This is a genomic window from Rubrivirga sp. SAORIC476 (genome assembly GCF_002283555.1).
Classification (GTDB): domain Bacteria; phylum Bacteroidota; class Rhodothermia; order Rhodothermales; family Rubricoccaceae; genus Rubrivirga.
This window is the reverse complement of the sequence record NZ_MVOI01000006.1, coordinates 361,444-382,200: the sequence shown is the minus strand read 5'-3', so window position 1 is coordinate 382,200 and position 20,757 is coordinate 361,444. Positions and strand designations below refer to the sequence as shown.

Sequence of the window (20,757 nt, the reverse complement as noted above, 5' to 3'; positions counted from 1 at the left end):
GGCCTCATGGACCGCCTCCGCGGCGAACTCATCGACATCATCGAGTGGACCGACGACTCGCGCGACACGCTCGCGTGGCGGTTCCCCCGGCACCAGAACGAGATCAAGTCCGGCGCCAAGCTCATCGTCCGCGAGGGGCAGGCCGCCGTGTTCGTGGACAAGGGCCGCTTGGCCGACGTGTTCGAGCCGGGCACGTACACGCTCGACACCGCCAACCTGCCCATCCTGTCCACGCTGGAGGGCTGGAAGTACGGCTTCGAGAGCCCCTTCAAGGCCGAGGTCTACTTCATTCGCACGACGCGCGTCGTGGACCAGAAATGGGGGACGAAGAACCCCATCATGCTCCGTGACCCCGAGTTCGGGCCGACGCGGCTGCGGGCCTTCGGCACGTACGGCTTCAAGGTCAGCGACCCGGCGACCTTCCTCGACACGCTCGTCGGCACCTCCGGCGACGTGGACACGGGCGCGATCACGGACCAGATCCGCAACCTGATCGTGGCGCGCTTCACCGACGTGCTCGGCTCGGCGAAGCTGGCCGCCCTCGACCTCGCCGCCAACGTGGACGAGCTGGGCGGCTTCGTGGCCGAGAAGATGGCCGACGACATGGCCGAGTACGGCATCGAGGTCGTGAACCTGCTCGTCGAGAACGTGTCGTTGCCGCCCGCGGTCGAGAAGCTCCTCGACGAGCGGACCGGCATGGGCGTCATCGGCGACCTCGGTGCCTACACGCAGTTCCAGACCGCGCAGGCCATCTCGAAGGCGGCCGAGAACCCCGGAGGCGGAGCCGCCGCCGCGGGCGTCGGCCTGGGCGCAGGGCTGGCGATGGCCAACCAGATGGGCGGCGCCATGATGGGCGGTGCAGCCCCTCAGCAGGCCGCCCCGGCCCCGTCGGCGCCTCCCCCGCCGCCGGACGCGGTGAGCTTCCACGTATCCAAGAGCGGCCAGTCGACCGGCCCCTTCGGCCTCGACGCGCTCCGCCAGCAGGCGGCCTCGGGCGACCTCACGCGCGAGACGTTCGTCTGGAGCGAGCGCCTCGGCGAGTGGAAGGCCGCCGGTGAGGTGGACGCCCTCCGGGGCGTCTTCGGGGCGACGCCGCCGCCGCCGCCGGACGCCTGAGCCCGCCCGCCTCGGTGCCGAGGCGGCCCGTCTCGTGGGATGACACGGAATCGTGCGCCTCCGATCGTGGATCCGATCGGAGGCGCTACTGTGCTCGGGCGCCTCCTCCCGTCCGATGCTGCTCCGCCTCGTCGCCTTCGTCCTCTGCCTTCCCGCCGCCGGCGCGGCGCAGACGCTGACCTCGCTCCTCGTCCCGGCCGCCTCCGAGGAAGCGGCCTACACGGCAGCACTCAGCCCGGCAGACTCGGCCGAGAGCCCACGCGCCTTCGCCCGCCTCTACGCCGACGGCGCCCTCCGCAGCGGCGTCTCGGGCGGCAGCGACGCCGCCACCGCGACCGGCTCGCTGGGCGTTCAGCTCGCCCTCGATGCCTTCGGCCTGCGTACCGACGCGACGGTCCTCATCAGCATCGTCGGTGCTGCCGACAGCGTCCAGGCCGACTACGCACGGACGCTCATCGCGCCCGCCTCCGGCTCCACGCTCAACGCCGGGCTCATCGACACCCGTTTCCACGACGTGCTCTTCGGGCTGGACCTGCGGCTGTACGGGAGCGCGTCCACCTCCGAGTGGTCGGTGCCCGTCGGCCCGGACGGCCTGTTCGACCCGATGGGCCCACCGCAGCCCTTCACGGCAGGCTCGCTCGGCGCTGGCGTCCTCCTGGGCGAGACGCTCCTCTCGGGCACCATCGCGGGCAGCACGACCGTCGGCGTCACGCTCGACGCCGGGGTCGCCGTGCGGACCCTCTTCGGCGACATCGTCAGCGACGACTTCGACCCGCTCCGCCAGAGCCTCCTCGGCGACACCGACACGGTGTTCATCGGCCCTGAGGCGGGACTGCACGTCCAGATCAACGGCGTCAAAGCCGGGATCACGACGTACTGGTTCGGCGATGACATCCGGGGCTTCGGCAACGGGCAGGTGGTCGCCGGCATTGGCATCCAGACGCCGCTCGTCTCCGGCGCCCTCGTCCCGACGACCGGACGGTAGCCCCGCCTCGGGCCCGAGGCGGGGAGGGCTGACAGGGCACACCGACGGACCCCGCGCGCGGACGCGGCGTACAGCGGCGTTGACCTCGCTCTCCGCCGTCTCCCCGCCCATGCGCTCTTTCGCACTCCTCGCCGCCGTCGTGCTCGTCGGCGGCTGCTCGTCCGTCGACCGCCTCGACGCCCCCGCGCCGCCCGCCTCCACCGAGCCCGCCTTCGACCCGCTCACCCCCGACGAGTTGGCCCGCCGTGCCGGGCCGGTCGGCTTCGACGTGCCGGTCGTCTACGACACGCTGGCGAACGGCCTCAAGGTGGTCGTGAGCGAGGACCACACCGCGCCGACCGCCGTCGTGGCGGTCTACTACAACGTCGGCTTCCGGATCGAGCCGCGCGACCGGACGGGCTTCGCGCACCTCTTCGAGCACATGATGTTTCAGGGCTCCGAGAACCTCGGCAAGAACGAGTTCATCGGGCTCGTCCAGCGCAACGGCGGCATCCTGAACGGCTCGACGCGGTTCGACTTCACCAACTACTTCGAGGTGGTCCCCGCCAACACCGTCGAGACGATGCTGTGGGCCGAGGCCGACCGGATGCGGGGCCTCGACATCACCGAGGAGAATCTGGTCAACCAGCAGGGCGTGGTCTCCAACGAGGTCCGCGTCAACGTCATCAACCAGCCCTACGGCGGCTTCCCCTGGCTGGACCTGCCGCAGGCGGCCAACGAGAACTGGTACAACGCCCACAACTTCTACGGCGAGCTGTCCGACCTGGAGGCCGCCACCCTGGAGGACGTGGCGGACTTCTTCGACACCTTCTACGCGCCCAACAACGCCGTCGTGGTGGTCGTCGGCGACGTGGACGCGGACGAGGTGATGGGCTGGGTGGAGGAGTACTTCGGCGGTATCGAGCGCGCCGACGTGCCGCCGATCCCGGACCTCCGCGAGCCCGCGCAGACCGAGGCCAAGCGGACCTCCAAGGTGGACTCGCTCGCCACGCGCCCGGCCCTGGCCTTCGCCTACCACATGCCGCCGCGCAACACGGACGCCTACTTCGCGATGGGCCTCATCCAGCAGATCCTGCTCGAAGGCGACGACAGCCGCCTCCACCAGGCGCTCGTCTCCGAGGCCGGCGTGACGGCGGGCGTCTCGGGCGGCATCAACTGGCCGCTGGGCAACATGTACAACTACAACGGGCCGATGCTCTTCTCGTCGTGGCTCATCCACGACGACGAGACCGCGCCCGACTCCATCCTGGCGATCATCGACCGCGAGGTGGAGAGCCTGCGCGAGACCGGCGTCGAGCCGGACGTGCTGGCGCGGGCCAAGGTCAAGCTCCGGAGCGACTTCTACGACACCCTCGCGGGCACCTTCGGCTTCGGCCGCGCCGACCTGCTGGCGTCGTTCGCGCTCTTCGACGACGACCCCGCCCGCATCAACACGCTCGTGGAGCGCTTCGAGCGCGTCACACCGGGCCTCATCCGGCGGACGGCCCAGGAGTGGCTCCGCCCTGACAACCGAACCGTGATCACGCTGGAGGCGGCGGGCGGCGGCTCCTGACCCCGCCCTGCCCCCCTCGGTGCGTCTCCCGACGAGGCCACCGAGGGGGGCCGCCCTCCCCCTGTTCCCCTCCGCACGCGGAGGGAGGCCTCCTCGACTCTCTTCTGCGCTCGCCCCGATGATTCGCTCGCTCTCCCTCCTCGCCCTGCTGGCCCTCGCGCCCGCCGTCCTGGCGCAAGACTTCCCGTCCACGCCGCCCGCGCCCGCGGCGCCGCGCACCTTCGACATCCCAGAGGGCCGCACGCTCTCGCTCGACAACGGCGTCGACGTGACGCTCGTCCCCTACGGCGACCTGCCCAAGGCGACCGTCTACGCGGTCGTGCGCGTGGGCAACGTGGACGAGGCCGCCGACCAGACCGGCTGGGCCGACCTCATGTCGGGGCTCCTCACCGAAGGCACCGCGACGCGCTCCTCCGAGGACATCGCGCGTGAGGCGGCCGAGATGGGCGGCTCGGTCTCGGCGGGCACCGGGCTCGACCAGATGTTCGTCTCGGGCCGCGTGCTGAGCGAGTTCACGCCCGCCCTCGTCGGCCTCATCGGCGACGTGCTCCGCAACCCGGCCTTCCCCGCCGACGCCTTCGAGCGGGTCCAGCGCGACGCCCTCCGCGGCGCCGCCGTGGCGCGCTCCCAGCCCGGCACGCTCGCGCAGGCGGCCTTCTACCGGACGCTCTACGGGGAGCACCCCTACGCCAACGTCATCCTCCCCGACGCCGCCGACGTCGAGGCGGCCACGGCCGACGACGTGCGCGCCTTCTACGACGCCCAGGTCGGCCCGCAGCGGACGCGCCTCTACGTGGTCGGCCGGTTCGACGAGGCCGCCGTCGAGGGCGCTCTTCGGACCGCCTTCGGCGACTGGACCGGCGGCCCGGCCCCGGCCGACCCGACCCCGCCGACCGCCACCGAGGGGCGGCGCGTGATCCTCGTCGACCAGCCCGGCGCGGCGCAGTCCAACGTCATCGTCGGCCTCCCGGCACTCGACCCGTCGTCGCCGGACTACGTGACGCTGCAGGTGACGAACGCGCTGCTGGGCGGCTCCTTCGGGTCCCGCATCACGCGCAACATCCGTGAGGACAAGGGCTACACCTACAGCCCCGGCTCGTCGGTGTCGTCGCGCTTCCGGAACGCCTACTGGGCCGAGAGCGCGGCCATCCAGACGCCCTCGACGGGCCCGGCCATCGCCGAGATCCTGTACGAAATCGACAGCCTCGCCACCACGCCGCCGTCGGCCGACGAGCTGCGCGGCATCCAGAACTACCTCGCCGGGACGTTCGTCCTCCAGAACTCGTCGCCGGGCGGCATCGCCTCCATCCTGGCGTTCATGGACCTCCACGGCCTCGGCCGAGACTACCTGGAGGAGTACACGACGCGCGTCTACGCGGTCACGCCGGAGGACGTCCGCCGGACGACGGCCGAGGTGCTCCGCGGTGACGACGCGGCCATCGTGGTCGTCGGCGACCGGAGCGTGGTGGAGGCGCAGCTGACGGAGTTCGGCGACGTGACGCTGACGACGCTCGACTGACCCCGCCCCGATCGAGCCCGCCTTGGGGCGGGGGGAGCGAGCGAAATCGGATGGGCTGACGCGAATGCACTAGGCGGCGGCCTAGTGATGGGGTACCATCGGCCGCTTTTCATCCCACCCCGATGCGCCGCCTCGCCCTCCTTCTCCCCGCTCTCCTCCTCGTCGCTGCGTGCGACAGCTCCTCCCCCGAGGATGCCCTCGTCGGCACCTGGACGCTGACCGCCGCCCAGATCGACACCCGGGTCACCAGCTCGACGGCCCAGACGATCCCCGACCGGACCGTGGAGCCGACCGGCACCATCGCCATCACGGGCGCGACCACCGCCAGCCTCGGCTCCGTGGTGAACCTGTTCGCAGACGCCGACGGCACCGTCAACCTCGCCGTCGAGTCGACCAGTCCGCTGTCGACGACGGGCTACGTCCAGCTCGTGCTCCTCGAAACCGCCACGGAGTCCCAGGCGAGCCTGATCGACGCGGACGCCGGGCTGAGCTACAACGCCTACTTCACCCCGCGCCGGTCGCTGATCGCGCGGAGCGGCGGCCGGTTCACCGTCGCGCCCATCACCATGAGCAGCGGCACCGCGACGGCCACCGCCTCGGGCACGCTGCGCTACCCCGACCTCGCGCTCACGCCCGGCACGCCCGCCGTGGTCGAACGCTTCGAGGAGCCCTTCGACGGAACGGTGCGGTTCACGTTCGAGGAGGACGGCACCTTCCGCGCCACCGCGTTCACCCCGGACGACGACCAGGACGTGACGGGCACCTGGGCACTGGTCGACGGCGACGTGCGCGTCACGGTCACCCAGGGAGGTCAGACGGAGGTCGTCACGTTCCGCACCACCGTGGAGGGCAACACACTGGAGTTGGTGGCGACCGACATCGGAGACCTGTCGTGCACGGACGAGTGCCTCTCGTTCTACGAGAGCACCGCGTTCGCGACGCCCGGTTCGATCTCGGCCGTCGACTTCCTGCTGACGTACCGCTTCCGCTCCGGCACGAGCGCTGCGGCACGGCCGGTGCCCGCGGCCCGGCGCCAGAACGAGCGCGCGGTTCGCCCCACCCTGCCGATCCTCGGTTTCTAGCCGGCCGTCATCCGACAGCGAGCCCCACCTTCCATGACGGAGGGCGGGGCTCGGTGCATACGGAGCGGGCTTCGCGCTACGACGCAGGCGGCGCGGTCGCCTCGATGGCGACGAGGTCTTCGAGGACGACGTAGTGCCGCTGGGCGTCCGCCGGGACGCGGTAGCTGTCGCCCGCGGCGCACGTCGTCACGTCGTCCCCGAGGTGGACTTCGAGGCGCCCGTCGAGGACCGTGCCGACCGTCTCGTAGGGGCGTGTGTGAGGGTCACCGGTCGTGCCCGCCGCTTCGGTCCAGCGGCGGAGGGCGACGGCGTCACCGGAAATGAGGACGGTGGATTCGGAGGAGTCGGCCATGGGAAGGGGGATCAGGGAGAAAGGACCTGTTGAATCCGGGCGCGTCCGGCAGGGTTCTCCCCAGATGCCGCCCGACTCCCCCGCCCTGTACGACGTCGCCGTGGTCGGCCTCGGGCCGGTCGGCGCCACGCTGGCGGCGCTGCTCGGCAGACGCGGCCTCCGGGTGGTCGCGCTCGACCGCGACACGGCGCCCCACTCGCTGCCCCGCGCGGCGCACCTCGACGGCCATGCCCTCCGTGTCCTCGCCGAGGCGGGGGCGCCCGCGACCGGGCGTCCGCTGGACGGCTTCGACCTCGTCGACCGCACCGGGCGTCTCCTGCTGCGGGGCCGCCCACGCGAGGCGCCGCCGGACGGCTTCCCCGTGGGCCTGCTCATCCACCAGCCGACCATCGAGCGGGACCTCCGGGCGCGGTTGGCGACGTTGCCGACCGTCACCGTCCGCCTCGGGCACACGGTCGAGGAGGTCGCCGAGGCGGACGGAGGCGTGGTCCTGACGGGCACGAGCACGGAGGGGCGATTCGAGGCCCGCGCGGCGTGGGTGGTCGGGTGCGACGGCGCGAGCAGCACGGTCCGCGAGGCGATGGGAGCGGTGCTGGAGGGACGCGGCTTCGACCAGACGTGGCTCGTGGTGGATGTGCAGCTCCACGACGGGGCTGGAGCGGACCTGCCGGACCGCCTCCGCCAGATCGCGGACCCGGCCGTGCCTGCGACCTACGTCCCCTTCGCGGACCCACGCCGCCGATGGGAGTTCAGGCTGGCAGCTGACGAGGACGCCGAGGCGGCCCGTCGGCCGGAGGCGGTGCGCGCTCGGCTGGCGCCGTTCGTGGACCCCGACGCGGTGACGGTCGAGCGCGCGGCGGTCTACACCTTCCACGACCTCGTCGCCCGGCCGTGGAGTCGGGGGCGGCTCGTGCTCGCCGGCGACGCGGCCCACCAGATGCCGCCGTTCCTCGGCCAGGGACTCGGCGCCGGACTGCGCGACTTGTCGGTGCTGGCTCCCGCCCTCACCGCTGCCGTCCACGGGAAGACCGACACGCTGACCCCCTACGAGGCCATCCGGCGCCCGCACATCGAGGCGACGGTGCGGCAGGCGGTCCGCCTCGGTCGACTGGTGACGCTGCCCGAGCCGTGGGCGAGCCTCCGCGACGGCGCGCTCCGGCTGGGTCTGCGGACGCCCGGCCTCCGCCGGTGGCTTCGCGACGTTCGGGGATGAGGCGCCCGTCCGGCTGCCCTGCGGCGGTATCCTGTGCTTCCTCCGCTCTCGACTCGCATGGACATCGTCTCCGCTCCCGGCGCCCCCGCCGCCGTCGGCCCCTACAGCCACGCCGTCCGCGTCGGCGGGCTGCTGTTCTGCTCCGGTCAGGTGGCCCTCTCCCCCACCGAGGGCGTGCTCGTCGGCGACGACGTGGCCGCCCAGACCGAGCAGGTGTTCCGCAACATCCGCGCGGTGCTCGCGACGGCGGGCGTCGGCCTCGGCGACGTCGTCAAGACGACCGTCTACCTGGACACCATGGACGACTTCAAGGCCATGAACGCCGTCTACGCGGAGGCCTTCGGGGACCACCGCCCGGCCCGCTCCACGGTCGCCGTGGATGCGCTCCCGGTCGGCGCGCTCGTCGAGATCGAGGTGATCGCCGAGGTCGGGTAGATGGCGCAGGTCACGGAGGCTGAGATGCTCGCGCCGTTCTTCGCCCGCTACGCGGAGGCCTTCGAGGCGTTCGACGCCCCCGCCATCGCCGGGCACTTCGTCACGCCGTGCCTGTTCGTGCGCGAGGGCGTCACCGAGGCCGCCCTGACGCCGGAGACCGTCGCGGGGAGCGCCGAGGCGCTGCTGGCCCTCCACCGTGCGTGGGACGTGCAGAAGGTCCGCGTGGCCGAGATCACGCTCCTGCAGCACGGCCCCACCCACACGCTGGCCCGCGTCGACTGGGCGCTCGGCCGGCGCGGCAGCCGCATGCGCTGGACCTACGCGACCACCTACACCCTCGTCCCGTCTGACGACGACTGGCGCATCGCGGTCGCCGTCACGCACGACGCGCCGTTTTGACGGTGGAGCGGAACCCGAATCCATGACCACCGTCGGCGTCACCGGGGGGATCGGGAGCGGGAAGTCGGCCTTCGTGGCGCGGCTGGGAGCGCACGAGGGCACGCGTGTGGTCCTGGCCGACGCCCTCGCGAAGCAACTCATGGCCGAGGACGAGGCCGTCCGCCAGCGGCTCGTGGAGCGGTTCGGGCCGGAGACGTTCGACGCCGAAGGGGCGCTGAACCGTGCCGGGCTGGGCGCCCGCGTGTTCGCCGACGCCGACGAGCTGGCCGCGCTCAACGGCATCGTCCACCCGGCCGTGCGGCAGGCACTGACCGAGGCCGTCGAGCAGGCCCGTGCCGACGGCGTCCGCGTGCTGGTCTACGAGGCGGCCCTGCTGGTCGAGACCGGCGGCGAGTCGGTCGTCGACCTCGTGGTGGTCGTGGACGCCCCCGTCGAGGTCCGCGTGGCGCGTGCGGCGGCGCGAGACGGGGTCCCAGAGGCAGCCATCCTGGCCCGCGTCCGCCACCAGGCCGACCCCGCCGTGGCCCGCGCCCGCGCCGACCGCGTGGTGGACAACACCGGGGACCTGGCCGCCCTCCACGCCGAGGCGGACGCCCTCGCCCGAGACCTCGGCCTCCCCCCGATCGGGTAGAGGACCGGCGTACCGGCCGCGCTACCCTGCATGCCGATGCTCCTCTGCATGCCATGCCCCGGCGCCTGCCCGGCCTCCTGACGGTCGCTCTCCTGTTCTTCGCCTCGCCCGTCGCCGCGCAGGCGCCTGCCTCTCAGGTCCGCAACCAGCTCGACACCGCCAGGGACGCACTCCGAGACCAGGGACTCCGTCCTTCCCACAGCTACCGGCTCGACCGCCTCCGCGAGGAGGGAGAGGACACGGTCTCGGTGGGCCTCACCGCCACCCGCTCGTACGCCATCGTCGGCGCCTGCGACACGGACTGCGCCGACCTGGACTTCTGGCTCTACGACGAGAACGACAACCTGATCGACTCCGACACGGGCACCGATGCGGTCCCGGTGGTACGCGTGACGCCGCGCTGGTCGGGCACGTTCTCGCTCCGCGTGCGGATGGCCGCATGCGCCGTCGAGCCCTGCGCCTACGGCATCGGCGTGTTCGGCGACTGACGCGACCCAGTCAGGGGGTGTCGGCCTCGCGGTCCTCGTCGAGGGTCTCGGGCGCCTCGGCCTGAGCGCTGTCGACGGACGCCGGCGTTTCCTCCTCCGCGACGAGGTCCGACCGGAGGCGCGGTGCCGGAGGGGGCGCCGTGGACTGCCGAGAGTCGCGGTGCGGGTCCAGGCGCGTCAGCGGCGGGTCCTCGTCGAGGACCACGAGTCCGTCCACGGCCGAGGGCTCCTCTGCGGGGCCGAAGTCGGGCGCAGGCCCTGCCGCGCGCGTGGTCCCGTACAGGATGATGCCGCCGAGGGCGAGGAGCGGCAGGAGGATCGAGCGCGACACGACGGCACCGGGCGAGTGAGACGGGTGGGGTATCGGCGCTCAGAGGCGCCGCTAAAGGTCCCGCCCGTCTAGCCGTCCTCCTTGGCCCGCTCGATCATCTCCTCAGCCGTCATCCCGCCCCGGTTGTTCGGGTTGCGCGTCGGTGCGGGAGCCTCCGTCGGCGGGTCGGCGCGCTGGCCGTCGCCGCCCCAACCGATGCGGCGGCTCGACGGCGGCAGCTGGCGAAGGTCCGGCTTCTCCTCGACCGGGCGGACGACCTCGGGCGCGTCGATGGGCGCCGGGTCGGAGGGGTCCTCGCCGAAGGCCCACTCGTAGTCGTCCGGCGTCACGTCCGCGACGCTGGGCTCGTCGACCAGGAGCGAGTCGCCGTCGGGGTCGATGTCGAGAGCCTGGTAGCGGCCGGGCGGCGGCGGGAAGGACACATCCGGCAGGCGGTCCTGGACGCGGAGCAGGAAGTCGCCCACGACCGGCAGCGCGGTCCGCGAGCCCTCGCCGGTCTGCTTCGAGCGGAAGGTCACGCGCTGGTCGTTGAAGCCGACCCACGCGCCGACGGCCAGCCCGGGCCGCATGGCGATGAACCAGCCGTCGGCGTAGTCCTGGGTGGTGCCGGTCTTGCCCGCGAGGTCGCCGGTGGCCCCCATCTCGCGGAGCGGGCGCCCGGTGCCGCGCTCGACGACGCCGCGCAACATGTCGAGCAGGTTGCGCGCGTCGCGCCGGGTGAGCGCCTGGTTGCCGGTCCCGCCGAACGAGTCCAGCACGGTCCCCGAGGCGGTCTCGATGCGCGTGATGAGGCGCGGCTCGCGGCGCAGCCCGTCGTTGGCGATGGTGCCGTAGGCCGAGACCATCTCCAGCAGGGTCACCGGGCTCGTGCCGAGGCCGATGGAGGGGACCACGTCGAGGTCGCTCGTGACGCCCATGCGCCGGGCCACGAGGGCGACGCGGTGCGCGCCCACCTCCTGCGTCAGCCGGGCCGTGGCGGCGTTCTTGGAGAAGGCGAGGGCGTCGGCGAGGGTGCCGCGCGTCGAGCCACCGGCCGGACGCCACGTGGTGCCGTCGTCCAGTTCCACCTCGGCGGAGCCGCCGCCCAGCGTGTCCTCGGGCGCGTAGCCACGCTGGAGGGCGCCCGCGTAGACGAACGCCTTGAACGTGGAGCCCGGCTGGCGCAGCGCCACGCCCGCGTGGTCGTACTCGTCGACCCCGAAGTCGCGCGAGCCGACGTAGGCACGCACGGCACCGGTTTCAGGCTGGATGGCCACGAGCGCAGCCTCGACCCGACGGACGACCCCGATCGTGGAGTCCACCAGCGCCGCGTCGTCGCGCACGGTGGCGAGGGCGGCCTCGGCGTCCGCCCCGGCGTCGCGGGCGCGGGCGTAGGCGGTGGTCGTGCGGAGGGCCGCGTCGAGGGCCCGACGCGGGACGCCTCGGCCCCACTGGGCGTCGGCGGTGCGCTGGAGGCGGGTGGCGCGCTCGGCCACGGCCGCCTCGGCGGCGCGCTGCATGGTCAGGTCGAGCGTCGTGCGGACGACCAGCCCGTCGCGGTCGACGTCGTAGCCGCGTGCCGTCGCCCATTCGTCCAACTCGCGGCGGACGGCGGCGGTGAAGTGCGGCGCGGCGCTGTACGTCGACGGCTGCGGCTGGAGGTCGACGCCCAGCGGCTCGGCGCGGAACGAGTCGGCAGCGACCGGGTCGATCTTGCCCTGAGCCGCCATCAGCCGGAGCACGAGGTCACGGCGGGCTGTCGCCGCCTCGGGGTGGCGGACCGGGTTGTACAGGTTCGGCCCCTTCAGCATCGCCACCAGCATCGCCGACTGCGTCACCGTCAGGTCGGGCGCGTGGGTGCCGAAGTACGTTCGCGCGGCCATCTCGACGCCGTGCGCGTTGTAGAGGAACGGGACGGTGTTGAGGTAGGCCTCCAGGATCTCGCGCTTCGTGTTCTCGCGCTCGATGGCCCGGGCGGCCATCGCCTCCTTCGTCTTCCGCTCGACGGTGCCCGCGTTGCCGATCTCCTCCGGAAAGAGGTTGCGCGCGAGTTGCTGCGTGATGGTCGAACCGCCCTCGCGCCGCCCCCGGACGGTGTTCCAGATGGCGCCGACGGTCCGCCGGAGGTCCACGCCGCTGTGGTCGTAGAACGCCCGGTCCTCGGTCGCGATGAGCGCGTCGACGAGATGGACCGGGATCGAGTCCAGCGGCACCCACTCGCGAAAGGCGGGCTCGAACTGGGTCAGCCGCTCACCGCGCACGTCGTAGACGATGGTCGGCTGCGACCGCGTGGCACGGGCCAACGCATAAGCGTCCGGCGTCTCGGGCAGAAGGGACCACGCGTAGATCAGAAATGCCCCCACCGCGAGCCCGGCGGCGCCGAGGCCGAGTGCCAGCGGCACGCCGACGGCCACGAAGATCCGCTGCCCCCACGACTCATCGGCGTCGCTGACGGCCCGCCAGTAGCGCTTGAACGGGTTGCGCGTCGGCGCCACGACGGGCGGCGAGCGGCGCTCGGGGGCCGGGCGGGCGATGGTGGGGCGGAGGTCCAGCGGAACGGGGGGACGAGGAGGCGTCGGCATGAACGTACCAGATCCAAACCCGTGCCACCGACACATCAGTCTACCCCGGGCGTCACACGGACATTCCGACGGAGCGGTGTGTGCGAGGGTGGGGCGAGAGGGAGAGGTGTGCGCTCTCCTCCCCTCTCAGACCCCGTCCTCCGGGCCTCAGTCTCCCAGCGCCACCGGGCGGTCGCGGCGGTCCGCCTCGGTCGCCGCCAGCGCCGCCGCCGTTTCGATCAGGCGCACGAACTCGGCGCGGTCCCCGTGGGCGTCGGCGCCGCGGGCGCCGCGAGCGAGCGCGAGCGCGTCGTCCCAGGTGGCGCCCGGCGCGTACTCGCTCTCGCGCAGCAGCAGCGACGCCTCCGTCACCGCCACGGCCCAGCGCGTCGCCTCGGAGGCCCGCGCCAGCGGCACCGCGCGCCCGGCCACCGGCACGTCGAGGCGGACCGACTCGTCGGCGAACGTGCCCGCCCCCGTGGCGGGCTTGTAGCGCAGGCGGACGGCCAGCCACTCACCGCTCTCGGCCGCCTCGGTGAGGTCGGGCGTCGTCTGGTACCGCAGGCCGTCGACGCCCGCCGTCGGGACCTCGACGCCGCGCGGCACGATCTCGTAGAGCGCCGTGACCGTGTGGCCCGCACCCAACTCACCCGCGTCCTTCTGGTCGTCGGCGAAGTCCTCGTTGGCGAGCGCGCGGTTCTCGTAGCCGATCAGCCGGTAGCCCGCCACCTGCGCCGGGTTGAACTCGACCTGGATCTTGACGTCCTTGGCGATGGCGAACAGCGTCCCGCCGAACTCGCGGACGAACACGCGCTCGGCCTCCCGGATGCCGTCGATGTAGGCGTAGTTGCCGTTGCCGTGGTCGGCGAGGGTCTCCATCTTGGCGTCCTGCACGTTGCCCGTTCCGAAGCCGAGCACGCTCAGGAAGACGCCCGACTCGCGCTCCTCCTCCACCAGCCGCTGCATCTCGGCGTCCGACGAGACGCCCACGTTGAAATCGCCGTCGGTGGCGAGGATGACCCGGTTGGTGGCGTGCGGGTCGAAGTGCTCGCGCGCCGTCTGGTAGGCCAGCCGGAGCCCGGCCGCGCCCGCCGTCGAGCCGCCCGCGCGCAGGTTGTCGATGGCCTCCAGGATGCGCGCCTTCTCCGTCCCGTCGGTCGGCGGCAGCACGAGGCCGGACGCCCCAGCGTAGACGACGAGCGCCATCCGGTCCTGCGGCCGCATCTCGCGGACGAGCAGGCGGAACGCGCGCTGCAAGAGCGGCAGCTTGTCCGGCGCGCTCATCGAGCCCGACACGTCGATCAGGAAGACGAGGTTGGCCGGCGGCAGGTCCTCGGTGTCGATGCGGCGCCCCTGGAGGCTGATCCGCGCGAGCCGGTGCTGCGGCGCCCACGGTGCGTCGGTGATCTCCGCCGAGACCGCGAACGGGTGCTGGTCGCGGCGCCCTGGCCCTTCCAGGCCGTAGTCGAACGCGTTCACCATCTCCTCCACGCGGACAGCGTCCACTACCGGCAGCCGCCCATCGGTCAGGAAGCGGCGGACGTTGGAGTAGCTGGCACGGTCCACGTCGATGGAGAACGTCGACAGCGGCGAATCGGTGACGCGCTTGAAGCCCGCCTCCTCAATGGTGGCGTAGCCCTCCCGGTCGGTCGGCGGCGGATAGAGCCCGCCGGGGCGCGTCGTCTGCTGGCGCATCACGCCGCCCACGGCAGCGGGCGCGGACATGGGCGCGGCGGACCGCTGGGCGGCGATCCCCGGCGTCCGGCGGCCCCGCATCTCGGCACCCGACATGACGCGCGGCGCCCCGATGGCGTCCCGCTGGATCATCGGCCGCTCGTACTCCACGACGACCTCGCCCAACGACTCGCCGCTGAGTTGGGCATCCAGCGTCGTGCGCTGCCCGCTGACGACCTCCACCTCGGTGTAGGTCTGGAACGCGTAGCCGGTGTACGAGACCTGCACCTCGTAGCGCCCCGCCGGAAGGCCGAGGATCAGGTACCGGCCGTGGATGTCTGTCGCCGCGCCGCGCTGCTCCGCAGGGATGTAGATGTTGGCCCCGATGAGCGGATCGCCCGTGTCGGCGTCGGTGACGAGGCCCGCGAGGCCGCCGGTGCCGGGCGCGACGGGAACGGGGGCGGCGAGCGCGGGGGCGACGGCGAGGAGCGCCAGCGCGGCGAGACGGATCAGCATGGGCCTGGGGGCGAGCGAGACGGAACGTCGGGGGAATCTGGACCTTGCCGCAAGGCAGGGCCGATGCCGTGCACACGCGGTGCCGGTCCCTCGGAGACACCCCATAGCCGCACCCGTCGCCCGCCGCGTCACACCGGGCACGCCGGAGCGCCCCGCGCTCAGCTCAGGTTGACCTGCCGGATGAAACGTCGCACCGCGATGCTGGACGCCACGAAGCCCAGCAGCAGGCCCAGCCCGATCAGCACCGCGATGGCCAGCAGCGGCGTCCCGCCCGGCCAGCCGACCGCGTCCGCCCCCGCGTCGGCGGAGCGGATGAAGCTGAGGAAGAGACCATACAGCCCCCACAGCACGACCCCGGCGACCACCCCCGCGGCGAGCCCCTGCATCACGCCCTCCACCAGGAAGGGCCGCCGGATGAACGCGTTCGTGGCACCCACCAGCTTCATCGTCCGGATCAGCATGCGGCGCGCGTAGATCGACAGCCGCACCGTGTTGCCGACCAGCAGCAACGCGGCCACCACCACCAGCAACGCGACCGCCAGCCCGACGCCCGAGAACACGCGCAGGTTGCGCTCGACGGCCTCCACCGAGGCCCGGTCGTAGGCCACCTCCTCCACCGCCGTCCACCCGTCCACCACCTCCGCGAACGCGGCGAGCGAGTCGGGGCTGGCCGCGGCGCCCCCGAGGCGGACGCGGTAGCTGGCGGGCAGGAACTGGGCGTCGTCGTACAGATCCGCCTCCTCGCCGAAGGCCTCGCTGAAGATCTCGGCCGCCTCCTCGTGGGACACGTAGCGCACCGAGTCCACCCCGGCGACGCTCCGCAGGCGGTCGCCCACGCGCGCGGCGACCTCGGGCGAGGCGCCGTCGTCGAGGAAGATCTCGACCTCGGAGGCGCGCTGACGGAGCACCTCGGCCACGTTCTGGCCCTGCCACCCGAGCAGGGCGAAGATGCCGATGAGCACCAGGGCGATGGCAAGTGCCACGACGCTCGTCGCGGCGGCCAGCTTGGCCCGCCGGAACCCGGCGAGCCCTTCGCGGACGGAGTAGGAGAGGGCCACAGGCGGTGTCGGGGGGAGACGCCAGAACATAGCGCGCTTCGAGGCGCCCTCCCACCCCGCGGCCTCCCCGGCAGAGGGGACGCGCGGGGCGGATCGGCGCGTGACCTTCCGAGACCTGCCTCTTCCTCCATGCGCCTCCCCCTCCTCCTCGCCGCAGGCCTCCTCGTCGCGATGGGCGCCCGCGCCCAGCCGTCGGGGGTGTACGTGACCGGCGCGTACTCGCAGGCCCGCTACGACGCCGACCGCCTCGGCCAGCTCGGCACGACGTACAGCAGCTACTTCGCCGAGTCGCTGGACGCCCCGGTAGACTTCCTCCCCGGCGAGCAGATGACGCCTGCCCTCGGCGTGACGGGCCGTCTCTCCTCCGGCTCCATCGGGTTCGGCCTCACGTACCAGCTCGGCCGGGCCACCTCGGATGTCGCGTCGACGTTCGAGAACGGTCGCGGCAACCGCGTCCAGTCGCGGACGCTGGACCACGTCGTGACGATGGACCTGACGGGCCAGTTCGGCCCCGTCGTCGTGGGCGCGTCGGCGGGTGGCATGTTCCGAGGCGTGCGCGTCGAGGTCGCCACGACGTACCCGGACGGCTCGGAGAGCCTCGGTTCTGAGTTCGCCTTCAACGGCGTCTACACCGCCTCGTCGCCCTACTTCGAGGTCGGCGCGCTGGGCGGGCTCGCCCTCGGCGACCGCCTGTTCATCCCGGTCCGGGTGCTGTTCCCGCTGGAGATCTCCGACACCCGGCTGCCGGTCACCGACTACGACGCCAGCCGCAACGGCAAGAACTACCTCCCCCGCGACTTCGACCGCTGGGTCGCCGACCCGAGCGGGGTCGACGACGGGGCCGCCGTCTCGGATCGCGACTACGTCGGCCCGCGCCTGCAGGTCGGCGTCGAACTCCGCCTTTTCTGATGCCCATGCGATGCCTCTTCCTCCCTCTCGCCCTGCTGCTCCTCGCCGGGTGCGACACGCTCTCGACGACGGGCTCCGGCGGCGCCGAGCTGATGTCGCGCCTCGACGGCACCTGGACGCGCACCATCACGATGGAACGGATCCGCTCGGACGGCTCGGTCACGCCTGAGGGCACGCCCGAGGTCGACGCCTTCGAGGTGGGCCGCGTGATCGAGTGCAACCGGACCACCCTCCAAAACGCGGGCGAGGACGACCGCATCGCGGTCTCCTACGACCCGGCCGCCCCGCGCGGCTTCCGCGACTGCTCCGTCATCACGTCCGACGGCACCGCCAGCCGCCTCATCTTCATCGGCGCGGGAGGCAACATCATCGACGACGTGGTGGCGACGATCGTCGAGGACAGCGCCTCGCGGCAGGTCTGGTCCTTCTACCGCTTCGACGGCGCCGAGGCCGTCCGCACCCTCTGGACCCTGACCCGATGATCCGCACCTCCCTTCTTCTGGCGCTCGCCATCCTGCTGGGCAGCTGCGACCTGTTCGGCGAAGGCTGCCTCTACGACGAGGTCGGCTGCGACCTGCCGGGCGACTGGCAGCTGGTCTCCATCGACGGCGCGACGGCGACCGGCCGATGGGAGATCGCCGAGGGCTTCGTCGACCGCAGCGGCTACGGTGACCTGCCGACGGGCAATGAGCAGTTCCCCCGCATGCGAGGGCCGTTCGAGAGCAACTACTCGCTCAACGAGGACCGCCCCCAGGGCTTCGACCTGATCTTCTGGTCGATGTCGGTCGCCCAGGGCACGGTCTACATGGACCTCGCGGGCCGTGTCGAGAGCCTTGACGGAGACCGGATGGTGTACATCGTGATCCGCCCCGACGCCGAGCTCATCTTCAGCGGCGGCGGCTCGGTGCCTCTCGGCTTTCCCACGCTGTCCCCTGGCACGCGGCTGACCTTCGAACGCTGACCCGCCCCCGCTCTGAGCGGGGGACACGACCTCGGTCGGGTGTCGGAGGCGCCAAGTAGGACCAGGGCACCCCCAGGGCAGAAGCACAAAAAGAGAGCGCCCGACGGAAAACCGTCGGACGCTCAGGTCGGGGAGCTCGCCCTGGAGGGCGGGGCTGGGCGTGCTCAACCCGATGTCCGCAAGGTACCCACCGCCTCAGAGGCGGTCAAGAACGTTGCGCGAATGCCAGGCGGCCGTTAGACCTGGCCCATCGCGGTCCGCAGGCGGTTGCGGGCGCGGTCACGCTCAGCTTCCATCGCGGCGCGCTCCTCGGGCGTCTGCGCCGCGGCGAGACGCTCGGCGGCCCGCTCCTCGGCGGCCTTCGCCCGCTCGATGTCGATGTCGCCCGCGGGCTCGGCCGTCTCGGCGAGCATGATGACGTGGTTGTCGAGCACCTCGACGAATCCGCCAGAGGTCGCGAACGAGACGCGCTCGCCCGCGAGGGTGGTCACGGTGACCGTGCCCACCTGGGTGGCAGCGAGCATCGGCGCGTGGCCGCGGAGGACCTCGAAGGAACCCTCGACGCCGGGGGCGCGGAAGGCACGGGCCTCGCCGCGGTAGGCCGCGCGGTCCGGGGAGACGATCTCGACGAGCAGGGAGTCAGCCATGGGGAGAGAGGGATGGGGGATGCGGGACGGAGGGATGGGCAGAGGGACCGAATCCCCCCGGGGCCCACCCCCCTCTCATCCCTCTACGCCTCGGCCAGCATCTTCTCGCCAGCCTCGATGACCTCCTCGATGGCGCCCTTGTAGAGGAACGCGCCCTCGGGCAGGTGGTCGAGCTCGCCGTCGAGGATCATCTTGAAGCCGCGGACGGTGTCCTCGACCTTGACGTACTTGCCCGGCGTGCCGGTGAACTGCTCGGCGACGAAGAACGGCTGCGACATGAAGCGCTGCACGCGACGTGCCCGGTTGACGACCTGCTTGTCCTCGTCGGACAGCTCGTCGAGGCCGAGGATCGCGATGATGTCCTGCAGCTCCTTGTCGCGCTGGAGGAGCATCTTCGTGTCCTGCGCCACCTTGTAGTGCTCGTCGCCGACGACCTCGGCCGTCAGGATGCGGGAGGTGGAGTCGAGCGGGTCGACGGCCGGGTAGATGCCCAGCGACGCGATGCCGCGCGAGAGCGTCGTCGTGGCGTCGAGGTGGGCGAACGTCGTGGCCGGGGCCGGGTCCGTGAGGTCGTCCGCCGGGACGTAGACGGCCTGGACAGACGTGATGGCGCCCTTCTTGGTGGACGTGATGCGCTCCTGCATCGTGCCCATCTCGGTCGCCAGCGTCGGCTGGTAGCCCACCGCCGACGGCATGCGGCCGAGGAGCGCCGAGACCTCCGAGCCCGCCTGCGTGAAGCGGAAGATGTTGTCGACGAAGAAGAGCACGTCCGTGCCGCCGAGATCGCGGAAGTACTCGGCGAGCGTCAGGCCGGAGAGCGCCACGCGGGCGCGGGCGCCGGGGGGCTCGTTCATCTGCCCGAACACGAACGCCGCCTGGCTCTCCTTGAGGAGCTCCATGTCGACCTTCGAGAGGTCCCAGCCGCCCTCCTCCATCGAGTGCATGAAGGCGTCGCCGTACTTCATGATGCCCGACTCGAGCATCTCGCGCATGAGGTCGTTGCCCTCACGCGTGCGCTCGCCGACGCCGGCGAACACCGAGAAGCCGTCGTGGCCCTTGGCGATGTTGTTGATCAGCTCCTGGATGAGGACCGTCTTGCCGACGCCCGCGCCACCGAAGAGGCCGATCTTGCCGCCTCGGGCATAGGGCTGGATCAGGTCGATGACCTTGATGCCGGTCTCCAGGACCTCGATGCTCGTCGCGAGTTGGTCGAACGACGGCGGCTCGGCGTGGATCGGCCGGTACTCGCTGACCTGCGGCTTCGGGAGCCCGTCGATGGCCTCGCCGACGACGTTGAACAGACGCCCACGCACCTCGACGCCGACCGGCATCGCGATCGGACGACCGGTGCCGACGACCGGCGTGCCGCGCGTCAGGCCGTCCGTGGAGTCCATGGAGATGGTCCGGACGCGGTTCTCGCCGAGGTGCTGCTGCACCTCGAGGATCAGCGTGGGCTCGTCGCCGCGAGCGATCTCGAGGGCGTCGTAGATCTCGGGGACGGCGTCGGCGGGGAACTCGCAGTCGACGACGGGGCCGATGACCTGAAGGACGGCGCCGGTGGTGCCGGCAGGCGTGACGGTTTCCATGGAGGCGTGCGTATCGGGGGAGGGTGCTGGAAAGCTACCGTCCGCCCCCACCGGCACCCGTGAACGAGGGGCGCCAGTGGGGCGAAGCTTCGGTAAAGGCGCTCCCTCCTTTTTCGCCTGCGAACTACCGCCGGAGCATCCCGAGCGCGTGCTCGCAGCCCTCGACCCCCGACTGCGCGATCCACAGCACAGCCAGTTGCTCCAGCGCCCGCGAGCGGACGATCCCGCCCGCGTCGACGCCCTCGAACCCGAGCGCCTCGGCCAGTTCGATGGCCGTCGCCCTGGCCTCGCCCTCGTCGCCCGCGACGAACATCACGGGGCGGACGCCCACCGGGAAGGAGGCATCTGCCATCACGCTGGCGCCCACGCTGCTGAACGCCTTGACCACACGCGCATCCGGCGCCCAGGACTGGATCAGTTCTCCGACGGAGGTCTCCACGAGGAGCCCGAGGTCGGGAAACGAGAGCGGGTTGGTGGTGTCGAGGACCACCTTCCCCGCGAGGTCGAGCGAGCGGACCAGCGCCTCGGTGGCCTCCCACGGCGTCGCCAGCACGACCACGTCCGCCTCGGCGACCGCGTCGGCAGGGAGAGCGGCCGACGCCTCGGGGCCGGTACGAGCGACGAGGGCGCGCACGTCGTCACGGTCGGGCTGTCGCGACCCGTAGACGACGGTGTGACCGACGGCGGCGAACCGAGGGCCGAGCGCGGAGCCGACGCTCCCGGTGCCGAGGATGGCGAGGGTCATGGAAAGCAGGTGCGTGCG

General features: G+C 72.2%; 20 protein-coding genes and 1 pseudogene. 13 read left to right on the top strand and 8 right to left on the bottom strand.

The features are described 5' to 3' along the window. Window positions 1-6 precede the first annotated feature (6 nt). The 5 genes from B1759_RS13205 (at window position 7) to B1759_RS13185 (ending at window position 6,254) form a co-directional block, all read left to right on the top strand. The gene (locus B1759_RS13205; protein ID WP_198948869.1) at window positions 7-1,116 is read left to right on the top strand and encodes an SPFH domain-containing protein; all 1,110 of its coding nucleotides are present in this window, start codon (window positions 7-9) and stop codon (window positions 1,114-1,116) included. A gap of 115 nt (window positions 1,117-1,231) precedes the next feature. Then, window positions 1,232-2,101 carry a hypothetical protein gene (locus B1759_RS13200; RefSeq protein ID WP_095515535.1) on the top strand — a complete coding sequence of 290 codons (870 nt, stop codon included), beginning with the start codon at window positions 1,232-1,234 and terminating at the stop codon, window positions 2,099-2,101. Window positions 2,102-2,210: 109 nt separating this feature from the next. After that, window positions 2,211-3,653: a pitrilysin family protein gene (locus B1759_RS13195; RefSeq protein WP_095515534.1), complete on the top strand. Its 1,443-nt coding sequence runs from the start codon at window positions 2,211-2,213 to the stop codon at window positions 3,651-3,653. Between the two features lie 118 nt (window positions 3,654-3,771). Continuing rightward, entirely contained in the window at window positions 3,772-5,172 is a 1,401-nt protein-coding gene (locus B1759_RS13190) for a pitrilysin family protein (protein ID WP_095515533.1), read from the top strand. A gap of 122 nt (window positions 5,173-5,294) precedes the next feature. After that, window positions 5,295-6,254: a hypothetical protein gene (locus B1759_RS13185; RefSeq protein WP_095515532.1), complete on the top strand. Its 960-nt coding sequence runs from the start codon at window positions 5,295-5,297 to the stop codon at window positions 6,252-6,254. Window positions 6,255-6,330: 76 nt separating this feature from the next. On the opposite strand, the gene B1759_RS13180 is transcribed toward B1759_RS13185, so the two are convergent. Next, window positions 6,331-6,606, bottom strand: coding sequence for a cupin domain-containing protein (locus B1759_RS13180; protein WP_095515988.1), 276 nt, complete (start codon window positions 6,604-6,606; stop codon window positions 6,331-6,333). A gap of 64 nt (window positions 6,607-6,670) precedes the next feature. Here B1759_RS13180 and B1759_RS13175 point away from each other — a divergent pair, with 64 nt between their 5' ends. From B1759_RS13175 to B1759_RS13155, 5 genes are read left to right on the top strand one after another with little or no spacing between them, the layout of a single operon-like run. Continuing rightward, window positions 6,671-7,819 carry an FAD-dependent monooxygenase gene (locus tag B1759_RS13175; protein ID WP_158225252.1) on the top strand — a complete coding sequence of 383 codons (1,149 nt, stop codon included), beginning with the start codon at window positions 6,671-6,673 and terminating at the stop codon, window positions 7,817-7,819. Between the two features lie 57 nt (window positions 7,820-7,876). After that, on the top strand, window positions 7,877-8,254 hold the full coding sequence (locus tag B1759_RS13170; RefSeq protein ID WP_095515530.1) for a Rid family detoxifying hydrolase: 378 nt from the start codon (window positions 7,877-7,879) through the stop codon (window positions 8,252-8,254). Further along, entirely contained in the window at window positions 8,255-8,653 is a 399-nt protein-coding gene (locus B1759_RS13165; protein WP_095515529.1) for a hypothetical protein, read from the top strand. It begins immediately after the preceding gene. Between the two features lie 22 nt (window positions 8,654-8,675). Continuing rightward, on the top strand, window positions 8,676-9,284 hold the full coding sequence (gene coaE / locus B1759_RS13160) for a dephospho-CoA kinase (RefSeq protein WP_095515528.1): 609 nt from the start codon (window positions 8,676-8,678) through the stop codon (window positions 9,282-9,284). A gap of 53 nt (window positions 9,285-9,337) precedes the next feature. Further along, window positions 9,338-9,772 carry a hypothetical protein gene (locus B1759_RS13155; RefSeq protein ID WP_095515527.1) on the top strand — a complete coding sequence of 145 codons (435 nt, stop codon included), beginning with the start codon at window positions 9,338-9,340 and terminating at the stop codon, window positions 9,770-9,772. 10 nt (window positions 9,773-9,782) lie between these two features. Here the strand turns inward: B1759_RS13155 and B1759_RS13150 are convergent, their stop codons facing one another. The 4 genes from B1759_RS13150 to B1759_RS13135 form a co-directional block, all read right to left on the bottom strand. Next, window positions 9,783-10,103 carry a hypothetical protein gene (locus B1759_RS13150; RefSeq protein ID WP_095515526.1) on the bottom strand — a complete coding sequence of 107 codons (321 nt, stop codon included), beginning with the start codon at window positions 10,101-10,103 and terminating at the stop codon, window positions 9,783-9,785. 68 nt (window positions 10,104-10,171) lie between these two features. Then, window positions 10,172-12,664: a transglycosylase domain-containing protein gene (locus B1759_RS13145; protein WP_158225251.1), complete on the bottom strand. Its 2,493-nt coding sequence runs from the start codon at window positions 12,662-12,664 to the stop codon at window positions 10,172-10,174. A gap of 147 nt (window positions 12,665-12,811) precedes the next feature. Then, on the bottom strand, window positions 12,812-14,833 hold the full coding sequence (locus tag B1759_RS13140; RefSeq protein WP_095515524.1) for a von Willebrand factor type A domain-containing protein: 2,022 nt from the start codon (window positions 14,831-14,833) through the stop codon (window positions 12,812-12,814). A 158-nt stretch (window positions 14,834-14,991) separates the two neighbouring features. After that, window positions 14,992-15,891 (bottom strand): ABC transporter permease, encoded by a 900-nt coding sequence (locus tag B1759_RS13135; protein ID WP_095515523.1) that lies wholly within the window; start codon window positions 15,889-15,891, stop codon window positions 14,992-14,994. A 129-nt stretch (window positions 15,892-16,020) separates the two neighbouring features. Between B1759_RS13135 and B1759_RS13130 the strand changes: the two genes are divergently transcribed. From B1759_RS13130 to B1759_RS13120, 3 genes are read left to right on the top strand one after another with little or no spacing between them, the layout of a single operon-like run. Next, window positions 16,021-16,800, top strand: coding sequence for a hypothetical protein (locus B1759_RS13130; RefSeq protein ID WP_095515522.1), 780 nt, complete (start codon window positions 16,021-16,023; stop codon window positions 16,798-16,800). Window positions 16,801-16,805: 5 nt separating this feature from the next. Next, window positions 16,806-17,282, top strand: coding sequence for a hypothetical protein (locus B1759_RS13125; RefSeq protein WP_143537384.1), 477 nt, complete (start codon window positions 16,806-16,808; stop codon window positions 17,280-17,282). Continuing rightward, the gene (locus tag B1759_RS13120; protein ID WP_095515520.1) at window positions 17,279-17,761 is read left to right on the top strand and encodes a hypothetical protein; all 483 of its coding nucleotides are present in this window, start codon (window positions 17,279-17,281) and stop codon (window positions 17,759-17,761) included. The genes B1759_RS13125 and B1759_RS13120 overlap by 4 nt, the downstream gene beginning before the upstream one ends. Window positions 17,762-17,997: 236 nt before the next feature. On the opposite strand, the gene atpC is transcribed toward B1759_RS13120, so the two are convergent. From atpC to B1759_RS13105, 3 genes and pseudogenes are all read right to left on the bottom strand, one after another. Next, window positions 17,998-18,408 carry an ATP synthase F1 subunit epsilon gene (gene atpC / locus B1759_RS13115; protein WP_095515519.1) on the bottom strand — a complete coding sequence of 137 codons (411 nt, stop codon included), beginning with the start codon at window positions 18,406-18,408 and terminating at the stop codon, window positions 17,998-18,000. A gap of 83 nt (window positions 18,409-18,491) precedes the next feature. Then, window positions 18,492-19,994, bottom strand: coding sequence for a F0F1 ATP synthase subunit beta (atpD, locus tag B1759_RS13110; protein ID WP_095515518.1), 1,503 nt, complete (start codon window positions 19,992-19,994; stop codon window positions 18,492-18,494). 124 nt (window positions 19,995-20,118) lie between these two features. Next, window positions 20,119-20,751 (bottom strand): annotated as a pseudogene (locus B1759_RS13105) (NADPH-dependent F420 reductase); the annotation flags it as partial. Window positions 20,752-20,757: the final 6 nt, after the last annotated feature.

Bases quoted from the DNA above. Each gene is read 5' to 3' on its own strand.
- B1759_RS13155 (WP_095515527.1), top strand. From the start codon at position 9,338: ATGCCCCGGCGCCTGCCCGGCCTCCTGACGGTCGCTCTCCTGTTCTTC.
- B1759_RS13170 (WP_095515530.1), top strand. From the start codon at position 7,877: ATGGACATCGTCTCCGCTCCCGGCGCCCCCGCCGCCGTCGGCCCCTAC.
- B1759_RS13165 (WP_095515529.1), top strand. From the start codon at position 8,255: ATGGCGCAGGTCACGGAGGCTGAGATGCTCGCGCCGTTCTTCGCCCGC.
- B1759_RS13130 (WP_095515522.1), top strand. From the start codon at position 16,021: ATGCGCCTCCCCCTCCTCCTCGCCGCAGGCCTCCTCGTCGCGATGGGC.
- B1759_RS13180 (WP_095515988.1), bottom strand. From the start codon at position 6,606: ATGGCCGACTCCTCCGAATCCACCGTCCTCATTTCCGGTGACGCCGTC.
- coaE (WP_095515528.1), top strand. From the start codon at position 8,676: ATGACCACCGTCGGCGTCACCGGGGGGATCGGGAGCGGGAAGTCGGCC.
- B1759_RS13205 (WP_198948869.1), top strand. From the start codon at position 7: ATGGACCGCCTCCGCGGCGAACTCATCGACATCATCGAGTGGACCGAC.
- B1759_RS13140 (WP_095515524.1), bottom strand. From the start codon at position 14,833: ATGCTGATCCGTCTCGCCGCGCTGGCGCTCCTCGCCGTCGCCCCCGCG.
- B1759_RS13190 (WP_095515533.1), top strand. From the start codon at position 3,772: ATGATTCGCTCGCTCTCCCTCCTCGCCCTGCTGGCCCTCGCGCCCGCC.
- B1759_RS13175 (WP_158225252.1), top strand. From the start codon at position 6,671: ATGCCGCCCGACTCCCCCGCCCTGTACGACGTCGCCGTGGTCGGCCTC.
- atpC (WP_095515519.1), bottom strand. From the start codon at position 18,408: ATGGCTGACTCCCTGCTCGTCGAGATCGTCTCCCCGGACCGCGCGGCC.
- B1759_RS13200 (WP_095515535.1), top strand. From the start codon at position 1,232: ATGCTGCTCCGCCTCGTCGCCTTCGTCCTCTGCCTTCCCGCCGCCGGC.
- B1759_RS13145 (WP_158225251.1), bottom strand. From the start codon at position 12,664: ATGCCGACGCCTCCTCGTCCCCCCGTTCCGCTGGACCTCCGCCCCACC.
- B1759_RS13120 (WP_095515520.1), top strand. From the start codon at position 17,279: ATGATCCGCACCTCCCTTCTTCTGGCGCTCGCCATCCTGCTGGGCAGC.
- B1759_RS13185 (WP_095515532.1), top strand. From the start codon at position 5,295: ATGCGCCGCCTCGCCCTCCTTCTCCCCGCTCTCCTCCTCGTCGCTGCG.
- B1759_RS13195 (WP_095515534.1), top strand. From the start codon at position 2,211: ATGCGCTCTTTCGCACTCCTCGCCGCCGTCGTGCTCGTCGGCGGCTGC.
- atpD (WP_095515518.1), bottom strand. From the start codon at position 19,994: ATGGAAACCGTCACGCCTGCCGGCACCACCGGCGCCGTCCTTCAGGTC.
- B1759_RS13125 (WP_143537384.1), top strand. From the start codon at position 16,806: ATGCGATGCCTCTTCCTCCCTCTCGCCCTGCTGCTCCTCGCCGGGTGC.